The 16,108-nt window shown below is 35.8% G+C and carries 20 protein-coding genes; 3 read left to right on the top strand and 17 right to left on the bottom strand.

The window, feature by feature from the left end; translation table 11 throughout:
* Position 1: 1 nt before the first annotated feature.
* The 17 genes from rplE to rpsL form a co-directional block, all read right to left on the bottom strand.
* On the bottom strand, positions 2 to 553 hold the full coding sequence (gene rplE / locus EZM65_RS12660) for a 50S ribosomal protein L5 (protein ID WP_136668920.1): 552 nt from the start codon (positions 551 to 553) through the stop codon (positions 2 to 4).
* 2 nt (positions 554 to 555) lie between these two features.
* Positions 556 to 870, bottom strand: coding sequence for a 50S ribosomal protein L24 (gene rplX / locus EZM65_RS12655; RefSeq protein WP_136668919.1), 315 nt, complete (start codon positions 868 to 870; stop codon positions 556 to 558).
* Positions 871 to 881: 11 nt separating this feature from the next.
* The gene (gene rplN, locus EZM65_RS12650; RefSeq protein WP_014166275.1) at positions 882 to 1,250 is read right to left on the bottom strand and encodes a 50S ribosomal protein L14; all 369 of its coding nucleotides are present in this window, start codon (positions 1,248 to 1,250) and stop codon (positions 882 to 884) included.
* 2 nt (positions 1,251 to 1,252) lie between these two features.
* On the bottom strand, positions 1,253 to 1,510 hold the full coding sequence (gene rpsQ, locus EZM65_RS12645) for a 30S ribosomal protein S17 (RefSeq protein ID WP_073311703.1): 258 nt from the start codon (positions 1,508 to 1,510) through the stop codon (positions 1,253 to 1,255).
* Positions 1,511 to 1,528: 18 nt separating this feature from the next.
* Positions 1,529 to 1,720: a 50S ribosomal protein L29 gene (gene rpmC / locus EZM65_RS12640; protein ID WP_014166277.1), complete on the bottom strand. Its 192-nt coding sequence runs from the start codon at positions 1,718 to 1,720 to the stop codon at positions 1,529 to 1,531.
* Positions 1,721 to 1,732: 12 nt separating this feature from the next.
* Positions 1,733 to 2,158 carry a 50S ribosomal protein L16 gene (gene rplP / locus EZM65_RS12635; RefSeq protein ID WP_060383161.1) on the bottom strand — a complete coding sequence of 142 codons (426 nt, stop codon included), beginning with the start codon at positions 2,156 to 2,158 and terminating at the stop codon, positions 1,733 to 1,735.
* 18 nt (positions 2,159 to 2,176) lie between these two features.
* Complete coding sequence (rpsC, locus tag EZM65_RS12630) at positions 2,177 to 2,917, bottom strand: 30S ribosomal protein S3 (protein WP_136668918.1); 741 nt, start codon at positions 2,915 to 2,917, stop codon at positions 2,177 to 2,179.
* 8 nt (positions 2,918 to 2,925) lie between these two features.
* Complete coding sequence (rplV, locus tag EZM65_RS12625; protein ID WP_088398194.1) at positions 2,926 to 3,336, bottom strand: 50S ribosomal protein L22; 411 nt, start codon at positions 3,334 to 3,336, stop codon at positions 2,926 to 2,928.
* 8 nt (positions 3,337 to 3,344) lie between these two features.
* Positions 3,345 to 3,623, bottom strand: coding sequence for a 30S ribosomal protein S19 (rpsS, locus tag EZM65_RS12620; protein ID WP_014166281.1), 279 nt, complete (start codon positions 3,621 to 3,623; stop codon positions 3,345 to 3,347).
* Positions 3,624 to 3,629: 6 nt separating this feature from the next.
* The gene (gene rplB, locus EZM65_RS12615; RefSeq protein ID WP_136668917.1) at positions 3,630 to 4,454 is read right to left on the bottom strand and encodes a 50S ribosomal protein L2; all 825 of its coding nucleotides are present in this window, start codon (positions 4,452 to 4,454) and stop codon (positions 3,630 to 3,632) included.
* Between the two features lie 10 nt (positions 4,455 to 4,464).
* Entirely contained in the window at positions 4,465 to 4,752 is a 288-nt protein-coding gene (gene rplW, locus EZM65_RS12610; RefSeq protein ID WP_136668916.1) for a 50S ribosomal protein L23, read from the bottom strand.
* Positions 4,753 to 4,758: 6 nt separating this feature from the next.
* Positions 4,759 to 5,388, bottom strand: coding sequence for a 50S ribosomal protein L4 (rplD, locus tag EZM65_RS12605; protein WP_136668915.1), 630 nt, complete (start codon positions 5,386 to 5,388; stop codon positions 4,759 to 4,761).
* On the bottom strand, positions 5,388 to 6,005 hold the full coding sequence (rplC, locus tag EZM65_RS12600; protein WP_136668914.1) for a 50S ribosomal protein L3: 618 nt from the start codon (positions 6,003 to 6,005) through the stop codon (positions 5,388 to 5,390). Before rplC ends, rplD begins: the two co-directional genes overlap by 1 nt.
* A gap of 116 nt (positions 6,006 to 6,121) precedes the next feature.
* Positions 6,122 to 6,427 (bottom strand): 30S ribosomal protein S10, encoded by a 306-nt coding sequence (rpsJ, locus tag EZM65_RS12595; protein WP_023579610.1) that lies wholly within the window; start codon positions 6,425 to 6,427, stop codon positions 6,122 to 6,124.
* An 11-nt stretch (positions 6,428 to 6,438) separates the two neighbouring features.
* Positions 6,439 to 8,595, bottom strand: coding sequence for an elongation factor G (gene fusA / locus EZM65_RS12590; RefSeq protein ID WP_136668913.1), 2,157 nt, complete (start codon positions 8,593 to 8,595; stop codon positions 6,439 to 6,441).
* A gap of 11 nt (positions 8,596 to 8,606) precedes the next feature.
* Positions 8,607 to 9,083 carry a 30S ribosomal protein S7 gene (gene rpsG, locus EZM65_RS12585; protein WP_136668912.1) on the bottom strand — a complete coding sequence of 159 codons (477 nt, stop codon included), beginning with the start codon at positions 9,081 to 9,083 and terminating at the stop codon, positions 8,607 to 8,609.
* An 80-nt stretch (positions 9,084 to 9,163) separates the two neighbouring features.
* A complete protein-coding gene (gene rpsL, locus EZM65_RS12580; protein ID WP_014166289.1) occupies positions 9,164 to 9,544 on the bottom strand; it encodes a 30S ribosomal protein S12 in 381 nt (126 codons plus the stop codon).
* 167 nt (positions 9,545 to 9,711) lie between these two features.
* Here rpsL and EZM65_RS12575 point away from each other — a divergent pair, with 167 nt between their 5' ends.
* The 3 genes from EZM65_RS12575 to EZM65_RS12565 all read left to right on the top strand — a co-directional run bounded on the left by EZM65_RS12575 (position 9,712) and on the right by EZM65_RS12565 (position 16,107).
* Complete coding sequence (locus EZM65_RS12575) at positions 9,712 to 11,361, top strand: hypothetical protein (RefSeq protein ID WP_248574864.1); 1,650 nt, start codon at positions 9,712 to 9,714, stop codon at positions 11,359 to 11,361.
* 87 nt (positions 11,362 to 11,448) lie between these two features.
* Positions 11,449 to 14,670 (top strand): SusC/RagA family TonB-linked outer membrane protein, encoded by a 3,222-nt coding sequence (locus EZM65_RS12570; protein ID WP_136668911.1) that lies wholly within the window; start codon positions 11,449 to 11,451, stop codon positions 14,668 to 14,670.
* Between the two features lie 12 nt (positions 14,671 to 14,682).
* Positions 14,683 to 16,107, top strand: coding sequence for a SusD/RagB family nutrient-binding outer membrane lipoprotein (locus tag EZM65_RS12565; RefSeq protein ID WP_136668910.1), 1,425 nt, complete (start codon positions 14,683 to 14,685; stop codon positions 16,105 to 16,107).
* Position 16,108: the final 1 nt, after the last annotated feature.

Raw genomic sequence — 16,108 nt, 5'->3', positions numbered from 1 at the left:
CTTAATTCTTTTTAAAAGGTAAACCTAATTCAGCTAATAATGATTTTGCTTCTTTATCTGTTTGTGCAGATGTTACAAAAGTAATATCCATACCAGAAATTTTATTTACTTTATCAATATCAATTTCCGGGAAGATAATTTGCTCAAGAACTCCAAGGTTGTAGTTTCCTCTACCGTCGAAACCTGTAGATTTGATACCACCGAAGTCTCTTACACGTGGTAATGATGAAGTAATCAAACGATCTAAGAATTCATACATTCTCTCACCACGTAAAGTTACTTTTGCACCAATTGGCATACCTTTTCTCAATTTGAAAGACGCAACGTCTTTCTTAGAGATTGTAGGAACCGCTTTTTGACCAGTAATCTTTGTCAATTCTTCTACAGCATAGTCGATAAGTTTTTTATCAGACACAGCTGCACCAACTCCTTTACTTAAAACGATTTTTTCAAGTTTAGGAACTTGCATTACGTTTTTGTAACCGAATTCTTCTGTAAGAGCAGCAATTACTCTGCTCTTATATTCTTCTTTTAGTCTAGGTATATAAGCCATCACTATAATACTTGATTAGATTTTTTTGAAAATCTTACTTTCTTATCTCCTTCTACTTTGAAACCTACTTTAGTTGCAGACTTAGTCTTAGCATCAACTAAAGCGATGTTTGAAATATGTATAGGAGCTTCTTTCTTAACGATTCCACCTTGAGGATTTTTTGCGCTTGGCTTAGTGTGTTTAGACACCATGTTTACACCCTCAACTACCGCTTTGTTTTTGTCACGGTATACACGTAAAACTTTACCTTCAGCACCTTTGTGGTCACCTGCAATAACTTTTACAGTATCTCCAGATTTTATTTTTAGCTTCGTCATCGTAATAAAAATTAAAGCACTTCTGGTGCTAATGATACAATTTTCATGAATTGTTTTTCACGAAGTTCTCTAGCTACCGGACCGAATACACGAGTTCCTCTCATCTCACCTGCTGCATTTAACAATACACAAGCGTTATCATCGAAACGGATGTAAGATCCATCAGCTCTTCTTACTTCTTTTTTAGTTCTAACAACAACTGCAGTTGAAACCGCACCTTTCTTAACGTTTCCGTTAGGAGTTGCATCTTTGATAGCTACTACAATTTTGTCACCAACTGAGGCGTAACGTCTTTTCGTTCCACCTAAAACACGGATAGTTAAAACTTCTTTAGCTCCCGTATTATCTGCTACTTTTAGTCTTGATTCCTGTTGTACCATAATTATTTAGCTCTTTCAATGATTTCAACTAATCTCCAACATTTAGACTTAGATAAAGGTCTAGTTTCCATGATCTTTACTGTATCACCAATGTTACAGTCGTTTGTTTCGTCGTGTGCAACATATTTTTTAGTTTTTAACACGAACTTACCATATAATGGGTGTTTTACTCTCGTTACCTGAGAAACAACAATAGACTTGTCCATTTTGTTAGATGTAACAACACCAATTCTTTCTTTTCTTAAATTTCTTTTTTCCATCTTTTCAGCTGAATACTATTATTGAAGCTCTCTTTTAGTTAATTCAGTTGCAATTCTTGCTACTGAACGTCTGATACTTCTAATTTGAAGTGGATTCTCAATTGGAGAAATAGCGTGAGCAATTGTTAGGTCGGCATAAGTCTTTTTTAATTGGACTAGCTTCTCTTGCAACTCAGCTGCAGATAGATTTTTAATTTCTGATTGTTTCATAATCTTACTTTATTATGCTTCGAAATCTCTAGCAACGACGAATTTAGTTTTTACTGGTAATTTTTGTGCTGCAAGACGTAAAGCCTCTTTTGCAACTGCTAGTGGCACGCCACCTACCTCAAACATAATTCTTCCTGGTTTAACAACAGCAGCCCAGTATTCAACTGCACCTTTACCTTTACCCATACGTACTTCAAGAGGCTTCTTAGTGATAGGTTTGTCTGGGAAAATTTTGATCCATAATTGACCTTCACGTTTCATGTAACGAGTTGCAGCGATACGTGCAGCTTCAATTTGGCGTGAAGTTAAGAAAGCACCTGTTTCGTGAACAGATTTAATTCCAAACATTCCATTTGAAAGTTCATGACCTCTGTTAGAGTTCCCTTTCATTCGACCTTTTTGTACCTTACGGTATTTTGTTCTTTTAGGCTGTAACATTTTTCTTTAATTTAAAAATTACTTTCTTTTACGAGCTCCTTGTTTACCGTTTGGCTTTCCTCCTCTTGGAGCATCACCACCTTTACCAGCTGCAGCTTTTTTATCCATACCTACAAGTGGAGAAAGGTCTCTTTTACCGTAAACTTCACCTTTCATGATCCACACTTTAACACCCATTCTACCGTAAGTAGTATGAGCTTCTGCTAAAGCATAATCAATATCAGCTCTGAAAGTTGATAGAGGAATACGACCTTCTTTGAAATTTTCTGAACGTGCCATTTCAGCTCCGTTTAAACGACCTGAAATCATCACTTTGATACCTTCTGCATTCATTCTCATAGAGGCAGCAATAGCCATTTTGATTGCTCTACGGTAAGAAATACGGCTTTCAATTTGACGACAGATACTGTTAGCTACTAAATAAGCATCTAACTCCGGACGTTTGATTTCAAAGATGTTGATTTGAACCTCTTTGTCAGTAATTTTCTTAAGTTCTTCTTTTAACTTGTCTACCTCTTGTCCGCCTTTTCCGATAATGATACCAGGTCTAGCAGTAGTGATAGTAACGGTTACAAGTTTCAAAGTTCTCTCGATGATTACTTTAGACACACTAGCTTTAGATAAACGAGCATGGATGTACTTTCTGATTTTGTAATCTTCAGCGATTTTATCACCGTAGTCATTACCACCATACCAGTTAGAATCCCATCCTCTGATGATACCAAGGCGATTTCCGATTGGATTAGTCTTTTGTCCCATACTGCTTATTAATTACTTTGTGTGTTATTAATTGATCCTAACACGATTGTTACGTGATTAGAACGTTTTCTGATTCTGTGTGCACGACCTTGTGGAGCTGGACGAAGTCTTTTTAACATCATACCACCGTCTACTTTGATCTCTTTTACAAATAAGCCTGCTTCAGCCACATTACCTTCACTATTTTTTTGCTCCCAGTTATTGATTGCAGATAATAATAGTTTTTCTAATTTTCTTGAAGCTTCTTTTTGACTAAATCTTAATATATTTAGTGCATTCTCAACTTTCTGACCTCTTACCAAGTCTGCTACTAAGCGCATTTTTCTAGGTGAAGTAGGGCAGTTATTCAATTTAGCAAACGCTAAAGACTTATTAGCCTCTTTTCTTGCTTCTGCCGTTTCTCTTTTACGAACTCCCATGTCTTCTTTTATTTTTTACCTTTATTTTTAGCTCCAGCGTGACCTCTAAAAGATCTTGTAGGTGAAAATTCACCTAACTTGTGTCCTACCATGTTTTCAGTAACGTATACTGGAACAAATTGACGACCGTTGTGAACTGCGATTGTTTGTCCTACGAAATCTGGAGTAATCATTGAAGCTCTAGACCATGTTTTTACAACATTTTTGTTTCCTGCTTCAGCATTCTCCAATACTTTCTTCTCTAATTTATAGTGTACGAAAGGTCCTTTTTTTAATGAACGTGCCATATCTTATTATTTCTTTCTACGTTCTACAATATACTTGTTGCTCGGGTTTTGTTTAGCACGGGTTCTATAACCTTTAGCCGGTAAACCTTTTCTTGAACGTGGGTGACCTCCAGATGAACGTCCTTCACCACCTCCCATAGGGTGATCAACCGGGTTCATAGCTACTGGTCTTGTTCTAGGTCTTCTACCTAACCATCTAGATCTACCTGCTTTACCAGAAACGATTAACTGGTGATCTGAGTTAGATACTGCACCAATTGTTGCAGAACACGTTAACAAAATAAGTCTTGTTTCTCCAGAAGGCATTTTGATAGTAGCATATTTACCATCACGAGCCATTAACTGAGCAAATGTACCAGCTGAACGAGCGATTGTAGCTCCCTGACCCGGACGTAACTCGATACAAGAAATAACTGTACCTAGAGGAATTTTGCTCAACGGCATAGTGTTTCCGATTTCCGGAGCCACATCTGCACCTGAAATAACAGTTTGACCTACTTTTAAACCATTTTGTGCAATGATATATCTTTTTTCACCATCAGCATAAGCTAATAACGCGATAAAAGCAGTTCTGTTTGGATCGTACTCGATTGATTTTACTGAAGCTGGAATTCCATCTTTAGTTCTTTTGAAATCGATGATACGATATCTTTGTTTGTGACCACCACCAGTGTAGCGCATGGTCATCTTTCCTTGACTATTTCTACCTCCTGAGTTTTTTTTCGGTGCGATTAATGAACGCTCCGGCTTATCAGTTGTAATAGCGTCAAAACCATTAACAACTCTAAAACGCTGACCCGGGGTAATAGGTTTTAATTTTCTTACTGACATCCTTTTTTACTTAGTTGTTGTAAAAATCTATTGTTTCTCCTTCTTTAACTTGTACGATTGCTTTTTTGTAAGCACTAGTTTTACCGGTAATCATTCCACTTTTTGTATATTTAGTAGAACGATCCGGACGTACATTCATTGTATTAACTTCTACAACAGTTACACCATAGGCAGCCTCAACAGCTTTCTTAATTTGAACTTTGTTAGCTTTTTTATCTACAACGAAACCAAAGCGGTTGAATATTTCACCGTCTTTAGTAACTTTTTCTGTAACGATAGGTTTTATAATGATACTCATGGCCTATTATTTGCTTAAATTTTGTTCAATTCCTTCTAAAGATCCCTCTAAAAGAACTAAATTATTTGCGTTTAATATCGCATAAGTACTTAATTCTGAATTAGTTACAACCGAAGCTTTTTGTAAATTACGAGACGACAAATATACGTTTTTATTTGTATCACCTAATATAAACAATGCTTTTTTGTTATCTAATCCTAACGCTTTCAATACGTTATTGAAATTTTTAGTACTTGGAGCTTCAAAATTGAAGTCTTCTACTACGATTAAATTTGATTCTTGAGCTTTTAATGTTAAAGCTGATTTACGAGCCAAACGCTTTAAAGCTTTATTTAATTTGAAAGAATAGCTTCTTGGTCTTGGACCGAAAACAGTTCCCCCTCCTTTAAACAAAGGACTCTTTTTAGACCCTGCACGAGCAGTACCTGTTCCTTTTTGCTTTTTAATTTTGCGAGTACTACCAGCAACTTCTGCTCTTTCCTTAGCTTTATGTGTACCTTGACGTTGGTTAGCCAAATATTGTTTCACATCTAAGTATAGAGCGTGGTTATTAGGCTCAATTGCGAAAACTGAATCAGAAAGTTGAACTTTTCTTCCAGTTTCTTTTCCGTTGATATCTAATACTTTTACTTCCATTACTTCTGAACGATTACGTAAGAGTTTTTACATCCAGGAACACATCCTTTGATAACAAGCAGGTTCTTTTCAGCAACTACTTTTAAAACTCTAAGATTTTGTACTTTTACATTGTCTCCACCCATTCTTCCAGCCATACGCATTCCTTTGAATACTCTGGAAGGGTAAGATGAAGCACCCACAGAACCCGGCGCTCTTAAACGGTTATGCTGACCATGAGTAACCTGTCCAACACCACCAAAACCGTGACGTTTTACAACACCCTGGAAACCTTTACCTTTAGAAACACCTTGAACATCTACAAACTCTCCTTCAGAGAATAGATCTACAGTGATAACATCACCTAATTTGTGCTCATTTTCAAATCCTTGGAACTCAACAACTTTCTTCTTAGCAACAGTTCCAGCTTTTTTGAAGTGACCTTCAGCAGCTTTATTTGTTTGCTTTTCAGCTTTGTCATCGAAACCAAGTTGAAGAGCTTCATACCCGTCAACCTCTACGGTTCTGACTTGGGTAACAACGCAAGGACCAACCTCAATAACGGTACAAGGGATGTTTTTCCCGTTCTCATCAAAGATGCTAGTCATTCCGATTTTCTTTCCGATTAACCCAGACATACTTAACTAATTAATTATTAATAATATATTAAACTCATTTTTTGAGTGCGCAAAAGTAAGCATTATGTTTTGAAAAACAAAACATAATGCTTAAATATTTTAATTTGAGTATTTTATCACACTTTGATCTCAACTTCAACTCCACTTGGAAGCTCTAATTTCATTAGAGCGTCGATAGTTTTTGAAGAAGAAGAATAGATATCTAACAATCTTTTGTATGAACTCACTTCAAATTGCTCTCTTGATTTTTTGTTTACGTGCGGAGAACGTAATACAGTGAAAATCTTTTTGTGAGTTGGTAATGGAATAGGACCAGTTACCACAGCACCTGTACTTTTTACAGTTTTTACGATTTTTTCTGCTGATTTATCAACCAACATGTGATCGTAAGATTTTAATTTTATTCTGATCTTTTGACTCATCTTGATAAAAATTAAGCGTTACCTTTTGCTTTTTTAATTACTTCATCTGAAATATTAGATGGAGTTTGCTCATAGTGCGAGAATTCCATAGTAGAAGTTGCACGACCTGATGACAATGTTCTTAATGTAGTAACATAACCAAACATTTCAGAAAGCGGCACGTTTGCTTTAATAGTTTTAGCACCGTTTCTATCACCCATATCATTAACCTGACCTCTACGACGGTTCAAGTCACCTACGATATCACCCATGTTTTCTTCTGGAGTAATAACTTCGATTTTCATGATTGGTTCTAAGATTACAGCTCCGGCAGCTTTAGCCACTTCTTTGTAACCCATTTTCGCTGCCAATTCGAACGATAAAGCATCCGAGTCCACCGCGTGGTAAGAACCATCCAATAAGGTAACTTTTAAACTATCTACAACATATCCAGCCAAAGGACCCGTTTTCATTGCTTCACGGAAACCTTTTTCTACTGCAGGGATATATTCTTTAGGAACGTTACCACCTTTAACTTCATTCACAAACTGCAATCCTACAGCTGGTTTACCATCAACAGCTTCAGCCGGCTCTAAACGGAAAACGATATCCCCGAATTTACCACGACCTCCAGACTGCTTCTTGTACACCTCTCTGTGTTGAGCAGATTTAGTAAACGCTTCTTTGTACTCAACTTGCGGCTCACCTTGGTTAACTTCCACTTTGAACTCACGTTTCATACGATCTACTAAGATATCCAAGTGAAGCTCACCCATACCTGAGATAATTGTTTGACCTGAAGCCTCATCAGTTCTAACTGTAAACGTTGGATCTTCCTCAGCTAATTTAGCTAAAGCCATACCCATTTTATCTACATCAGCTTTTGTTTTAGGCTCAATAGCGATACCAATTACCGGATCAGGGAATTTCATTGACTCCAGAATAATTGGGTGTTTTTCATCACACATTGTATCTCCAGTCTTGATATCCTTAAATCCAACTGCCGCTCCAATATCTCCAGCCTCGATGTACTCGATTGGATTTTGTTTATTAGCGTGCATTTGGTAGATACGTGAAATACGCTCTTTGTTTCCTGAACGAGTATTCAAAATATAAGAACCCGCATCCAAACGACCAGAATAAGCACGGAAGAAAGCTAAACGACCAACATAAGGGTCAGTAGCGATTTTAAATGCTAAAGCCGCGAAAGGCTCTTTTACATCTGGACGACGTAAGATTTTAGTTTGATCTTCTTCTAATAAATCAGCATCATCAGGGTGAATACCCTCAATACCTTCTTTATCTAAAGGAGATGGTAAATATTTACAAACTGCATCCAACATAAACTGAACTCCTTTATTTTTGAAAGAAGAACCAGCAATCATAGGAATGATAGCCATGTCGATAGTTGCAGCTCTTAATGCAGCGTTGATTTCGTCCTCAGTAATTGAGTTCTCATCTTCCATATATTTGTCAAGTAGATTTTCATCATACTCAGCAACCGCTTCAATTAAGATTGATCTGTATTCTTTAACTTCAGCAACCATATCAGCAGGAATATCAACAATATCAAAAGTTGCCCCTTGAGTTGCATCATGCCATATAATAGCTTGGTTTTTTACTAAGTCAACTACACCTTTAAAGTCGTTTTCCTCACCGATTGGTAAAGTAATCGCAACTGCGTTAGATTTTAACATATCTCTAACTTGCTGACAAACATTTAAGAAGTTAGAACCTTGACGGTCCATTTTGTTCACGAATCCCATACGAGGAACTCTGTACTGATCAGCTAATCTCCAGTTAGTCTCAGACTGAGGCTCAACACCATCAACCGCAGAGAATAAGAACACTAAACCATCTAATACACGCAATGAACGGTTTACCTCTACTGTAAAGTCAACGTGACCTGGAGTATCGATAATATTAAAGTGGTATGGTTTAGACTCAGGAGTTAATTTACCTTGCTCAGTTGGAAAACTCCACTCACAAGTTGTCGCTGCAGAAGTAATAGTAATACCTCTCTCCTGCTCTTGCGCCATCCAGTCCATGGTTGCTGCACCATCGTGCACCTCACCAATTTTGTGTGATTTTCCAGTATAAAATAAGATACGCTCTGTTGTTGTTGTTTTACCAGCATCAATGTGAGCAGCGATACCTATGTTTCTTGTGAATTTTAAATCTCTAGCCATTTCTTTATGAATTAAAATCTAAAGTGAGAGAATGCTTTGTTAGCTTCTGCCATTTTGTGAGTATCCATTCTTTTCTTAACAGCAGCCCCTTCTTCTTTAGCAGCAGCCAAGATTTCAGAAGCAAGTTTTCCTGCCATAGATTTTTCGTTTCTTCTTCTTGCATAAAGAATTAACCATTTCATCGACATAGAAATTTTTCTATCCGGACGAATTGGCATTGGGATTTGGAATGTAGCACCACCTACACGACGAGAACGAACTTCTACGTGAGGCATAACGTTAGTTAAAGCATCTTTCCAAATTTCTAATGCTGTTTTTTCAGCATCTTGCTTTTTATTTTCAACGATTTCCAATGCATCGTAGAAAACTGCAAAAGCAGTCGATTTTTTACCATCCCACATTAAGTTATTCACAAAACGCGTTACTAACTGATCGTTAAATTTCGGATCTGGTAAAAGAGGTCTTTTTTTGGCCTGTCTTTTTCTCATGTCTTTTTTTTAAAAGTTTAGATGTTTAGGAGTTTAGAAGTTTAAAACTTAAACTAGAACTCTAAACGGTTAAACATTAATTACTTTTTGTCTTTAGGGCGTTTTGCACCATACTTAGATCTTCTTTGTAAACGACCGTTAACTCCGGCAGTATCCAAAGCACCACGTACGATGTGGTATCTAACTCCTGGTAAATCTTTTACCCTTCCACCTCTAACTAATACTATCGAGTGCTCTTGTAGATTGTGTCCTTCACCCGGGATGTAAGCATTTACTTCATTACCATTAGTCAAACGCACACGCGCAACTTTACGCATTGCTGAGTTTGGCTTTTTAGGTGTAGTAGTATACACACGCGTACAAACCCCTCTTCTTTGAGGACAAGAATCTAAAGCAGCCGATTTACTCTTCTTAGTTAATTTGGCTCTTCCAGTTCTTACTAATTGTTGAATTGTTGGCATAATTAATACTAAATTATTTACTGTTTATAAAATCCCGCAAATTACGGGGTTGCAAATGTATAGATTAATTTTCAAAAAACAAACTCTAAATAATTAATTTTCAGCGCAGTTGTTTTTACCGCTTTCAATCTGGATTTTTTACTTTATTTTTAGCCAAAATATTTCTTTTGAGAACAAAATTTTTCATTGCCTTTATTATGTTTTTCTTCCAAAACAACTTTGGACAGCATCTGCATTTAAAAATTTCTTCGGAACAGGCATCTGAAAAAACCATCATTGACTCAACCAACTACAACAAACTGCACAAGAATGCAAAATCAATCGAAAACGAGATCAATTCGGTCTCAAACCAACTGATCCGCAAAGGCTATTTAAGAATTCAAAAAAACGAATTAAAAAAAGCAAACGACTCAACATTCGACATCAAACTTGCTTTAGGAGAAAAAACCAAACACCTATATATATGTCTTGACCAAAATTCAAAATTTTTAAATGCCGAAAACGACACCATTAAATTAAAATTTGAAAACACTGAAGATTTTTTAAACCAAAGCCTGAATAAATTAGAAAAAAAAGGACAGTCACTAGCCCGGCTTCAGCTGATTAATTTTAGAAACTGGAATAACAAACTTTACGCTGACCTGGAAATCAAAATTGAAAAAAACAGAAAAATTGACGATATCATTATAAATGGAAATTCAAAATTCCCCGAAAGTCATTTAAAACAACTAAAAAGGCAATACACAAAAAAAACATTCAATCAGGAAACACTAAAAAAGCTTCATTCAGAAATAGAAAAATTCAAATTTGTAAAACAAACCAAATACCCGGAAATACTTTTTACCCAAGACTCCACTAAAATCTACACCTATCTTGAAAAAACAAAACCTAATTCATTTGACGGATTCATTGGCTTCAACAACATTGAAAATAAATTAAAATTAAACGGATATCTGGATCTAAAACTTATGAATATTTTAAATACAGGAGAAAAATTCAATATTTTCTGGAAAAGCAACGGCAATCAACAAAAAACTTTTGACACCAATATAGAACTACCCTATATACTCAAAAGCCCATTAGCCATAAAAGCCCAATTAAACATCTTCAAACAGGACAGCACTTTTCAAAACGCAAAAACCGAAATCGATCTGGGATATTATATCAAGTATAACTCCAAAATATACATAGGCTATCAAAGCACCGAATCAAGCGACATCCAAAATACAAACAATACAACAATAAGTGATTTCAACAGTAACTTTTTCACTACACAATTTGAATATTCAAATTCAAACAGCAATGATCTTTTATTCTCTGAAAAAACAAGGCTAAACATAAAGACAGGATTCGGCTCCCGGGTCAGCAACCTAAAAAAAAACAAGCAGCACTTCACCCAGATAAACATCTCACATAATTTCTATCTAAACAACAAAAATATAATAAACATAACCAGTTATAATTTTTACTTAAAAAGCGACAGTTATATTATAAACGAACTTTATCGTTTCGGAGGCTCAAACTCCATAAGAGGTTTTAACGAAAACAGCCTCCAGGGAAATATATCCACATTACTGACAACTGAATACAGATACGTGTTTAATCAAAGTTTTTATTTACATTCCATAATTGATTACGGGTATTTCGAAGATAAAACCACCAGCCTTACATCCAATTTAAAAAGCTTTGGTTTTGGTGCCGGTTTACTAACAAAAAACGGAACACTAAACATTGCTTTTGCCAACGGCAGCACAAAATCCAAAAACAAAACAAACCAAAACTCAATATTTCACATTTCTTACAAAACGCATTTTTAACTTTTTTTTAAAAAAATTACAAAATTTAACTAGGAAAAAAAATAATAAATCCCCATATTTGCGGATAACTAATCAATAAATTTAATTATGAGATCAAAATTCAAATGGATTTTTACGCTTATCTTAGCGCTAACAGTTCAGTTTTCTTTTGCTCAAGAGAAAACCATTACTGGAACGGTGACAGACGCTACTGGACCGCTACCTGGTGTTAATGTAGTTGTAAAAGGTACAACTAGAGGAGTTCAAACCGGCTTTGACGGAAACTATTCAATCAAAGCAAAAGAAGGAGAAATTCTTGTATTTTCATTCCTAGGAATGAATGAAACTTCAAGAACAGTAGGAGCTTCAAACACTGTTAATGTAGTTTTACAAGAAGGAGCAAATCAGTTAACCGAAGTAGTTGTTACTGCTATGGGTATCAAAAAAGAGAAAAAAGCTTTAGGATACGCTTCTCAGGAGGTTAAAGGTGCTGATATTGCAGACACTCCTGTAACTAACTTTGCTGATGCTTTATCAGGAGAAGTAGCTGGTCTTAACATTCAGTCTTCAGGAACAATGGGTGGCTCAAGTAACATTCAAGTACGTGGCTTTAACTCAATCTCTGGAAACAATCAGGCTTTAATAATCATTGACGGTACACCTGTTTTAAATGAGACCAACAACAGTGCGGATCAAAGAACAGGTAGAGGTGGTTATGACTATGGTAATGCTGCTTCAGACATCAACCCTGATGATATTGAAAGCTTAAACGTTTTAAAAGGAGCCGCTGCAACAGCTCTTTACGGTTCAAGAGGTGCTAATGGTGTAATTATTATCACAACTAAAAAAGGAAAAAAATCAGATACCATTGGAGTTTCAGTTAGCACAGCGTTAACTGCCGGTAATGTAGACAAAGAAACATTACCAAAATACCAAAATAAATATGGTGCTGGTTATGGACGTTTTTATGGCGCAGATGAAGACCAATATTTTAACGATCAATTTGATGTTAATGGTGACGGAATAAATGACTTGTCAGTTCCTTTTGGTGAGGATGCATCTTATGGAGGAGCATTTGATCCTAATTTATTAGTATATCAATGGAACTCTCTTTACCCTGAATTACCAACTTACCATCAGGCAACACCATGGGTAGGTGCTAGAAATAATCCAAATTCAATTTTTGAAACAGCACTGGCAACTAACAACAATGTTTCTTTTGGAAAATCAACTGAAACTTCTTCTTTCAGAGTAGGCTTTACAAATAGAATTCAAAATGGTGTTATGCCAAACAGTTCAATCAAAAAGAACACTTTAACTTTTTCAGGATCTCAGGATTTAAGCAGTAAATTAAAAATCAGCACAGATTTTTCTTATACTAACACAAAAGGAAAAGGTAGAAACGGTACAGGTTATGACTCAAGAAACCCAATGCAGGCATTCAGACAATGGTGGCAAACTAACGTTGACATCATGGATCAGAAAAATGCTTTCTTCAACACAGGCAAAAACGTAACATGGAACGTAACAAACTACGATGATACATCACCTCTTTACACAGATAACGTTTGGTGGACACTTTTCAAAAACTATCAAAACGATAGCCGTGACAGATTCTTAGGTAACTTTACATTAAATCAAAAAGTAACTAATTGGTTCAATGTAATGGGACGTTTCTCATATGACACTTACACTGAAATAAGAGAAGAGAGAGTTGAAGTTGGATCAGTTGACGTATCAGACTATACAGTAACACAAAGAAAAGCTTCTGAATACAACTATGATTTAATTGGTACCTTCAATTTTAATATTACAGAAAATTTGAAATTTGACGGTTTGGCTGGTTTCAACATGAGAGTTAATAAATTGAATTCTCTTGCAATGTCAACAAATGGTGGTTTAAACACCCCTGGTTTATTTACAATTGCAAACTCTGCGAATCCTCTAACTTCAGATGATTATGCCAAAAATGATATCAATAAAAAAGTTGACGGTTTATATGCAAAAGCTGGAATCAATTTCAAAGACACTTTCTATCTAGATGGAACTATCAGAACCGACAGATCTGCATCGTTACCAAAAGAAAACAACAGATATTATTACCCATCAGTTACTACAAGTTTTATATTCTCTAACTTATTAAAACAAGACTGGTTGACTTTTGGTAAAATAAGAGCAAATTATGCTGAAGTTGGTAATGACACTGATCTATATCAAGTTTACAACACTTATGATATCAATCCTGGTTTTGGAGGTTCTTCAAGCGCAAGTAACCCTGGGTTTTTTAACAACCCAAAATTATTACCTGAAACTTCAAAAGATTACGAATTTGGTTTGGAGATGCAGTTTTTTAACAGAAGATTTGGATTTGACGTATCTTACTACAATAGAAAAACTATTGACTTAATTACGCCGCTTGCTGTATCAACTGCAACAGGAGCAACAAATTTATGGTTAAACGGTGCTGATTTAGAAAACAAAGGTATCGAGGCTATGGTTAATGCAACTCCTATCAAAATGAAAGATTTCTCTTGGGACATCAAAGTAAACTTTGCTAAAAATGAGAACGAAGTTACTCGTTTAGCTGAAGGAGTTGAATTTATACAATTAGCTGCTGTACAAGGCGGTGTTACATTAGGAGCGCAACTAGGCGAAGCATTTGGAGTAATCAGAGGTAGAGATTTTGTATACCTGAATGGTCAAAAAGTTGTTCAACCAAACGGTTATTACTTAAGAACAGCTGGAAGTAACGAAGTTATAGGTAACATCCAACCTGATTGGACAGGTGGGGTTAAAAACAACTTCAAATACAAAAATATTAATTTAGGATTCTTAATTGATGTACAAAAAGGCGGTGATGTATTCTCATTGGATACTTATTACGGTTACGCTACAGGTTTATACGACTTTACTGCAGGAAACAACCATTTAGGCAATCCTGTACGTGATGCGGTATCTAATGGTGGTGGTGTTATTTTGCCAGGTGTACAAGCAGACGGAACTCCAAATACAGTTGTTGCAAACGCAACTACTTACGCAAACCCTTGGGGATACGCTAGAACTCCACAAGCAGCGCATGTTTACGATGCTTCATTCGTAAAATTGAGAGAAGTAAGCTTAACTTACAACTTTTCAAAATCAATAGCTGAATCATTACATCTAAGTAATTTATCATTCTCTTTATTAGGACGCAACTTATGGATTATCCATAAAAACACTCCTTACACTGACCCAGAAGCTGGTTTAAGTGCAGGAAACATTCAAGGATATCAATCTGGTGCTTATCCAAGTGTAAGAGAAATTGGTGGAAGCTTAAAATTTGAATTCTAAAAATTGAAAATTATGAAAAAATATATAATAGCTTTATCAGCTTTAGTCATGGCCAGTAGTTGCGCCACTGATGAAGCGTATGATAGTGCAAATCAAAACCCGAACAAACCAACTCAGGTTACTTCAGATGCTTTATTCACATCTGCGACAAAAACTCTTTTCGACCAAAATGAGAGTACAAGTGTTAACTCAAATATTTTCAGGTTATTATCACAATATTGGACTGAAACAACCTATATTGATGAAGCAAATTACGATTTGGTAACTAGAAATATCCCTCAAAATTACTGGTCAAACATTTACAGAAATGTGTTATTTGATTTAAAAGATGCTAAAACAAGAGCAAACAATGCAAATAAAAAAGCAATGATTGAAGTTGTTGAAGTATATACATGGCAACAAATGGTAGATACTTTTGGAGACATTCCTTACAGCGCGGCTCTTCAAGGTTCTGCAGATCCAACGCCAGTTTATGACGACGCTGCTGATATCTATGCTGATTTATTAGTTCGTTTAAATAGTGCATTAGCAAATTTTAATCCAAATCCTGCAAGTGTTTCTGAACAAGGATTTACAACTTCTGATGTAATTTATCATGGTGATATCAACCACTGGTTGAAATTCGCAAATTCATTGAAGTTAAAAATTGCAATGAGACTTTCAGATGTTAATGCATCAGTTTCTAAAACAGCTGCTGAACAAGCAGTTGCAGCAGGTGTATTTACTTCAAATTCTGACAATGCTACTATTCAGTACGAAGCAAACCCTACAAATGCAAATCCATTATGGGTTGACTTAGTTCAAAGTAACAGAACAGATTTCGTAGTAGCAAATACTGTTGTTGACTATATGAATGCTAAAAATGACCCAAGACGCGAATTTTATTTTGACGATAATTTAGTTGGTGGTTATGAAGGTGGTACTTATGGAGCAAGTAACAACTACAACTCAAAAACTCACATTGGTGATTTAATGCACCAACAAACATTTAGAGGTGTTTTACTTGATTATTCTGAAGTTCAATTCTTGTTAGCTGAAGCAGCTGCTAGAACTTACAACACTGGTAGTTCTGTAACTACTCATTATAACAATGCAATTACAGCATCTATGCAGGATTGGGGAGTATCTTCTTCAGATATTACAACTTACTTACTAAGACCTGATGTAGCTTATGCAACTGCAGCTGGTGATTGGAGACAAAAAATTGGATTCCAATTTTGGTTGGCAATGTACAACAGAGGACATGAAGGATGGTCTGTATACAGAAAATTCGATACTCCTGCCATGAACGTACCTCCAATTTCTGAAGAGGCTGTACCAACAAGACTTACTTATCCTTTAAATGAACAAACTCTTAACAAAACAAATTATACAGCTGCTGCATCTGCAATAGGTGGTGATTTGAAAGGAACTAAATTGTTCTGGGATGTAAATTAAT

It is taken from the genome of Flavobacterium sp. H122 (assembly GCF_004959765.1).
Taxonomy (GTDB): Bacteria; Bacteroidota; Bacteroidia; order Flavobacteriales; family Flavobacteriaceae; genus Flavobacterium.
This window is presented reverse-complemented; position numbering and strand designations above follow the sequence as displayed.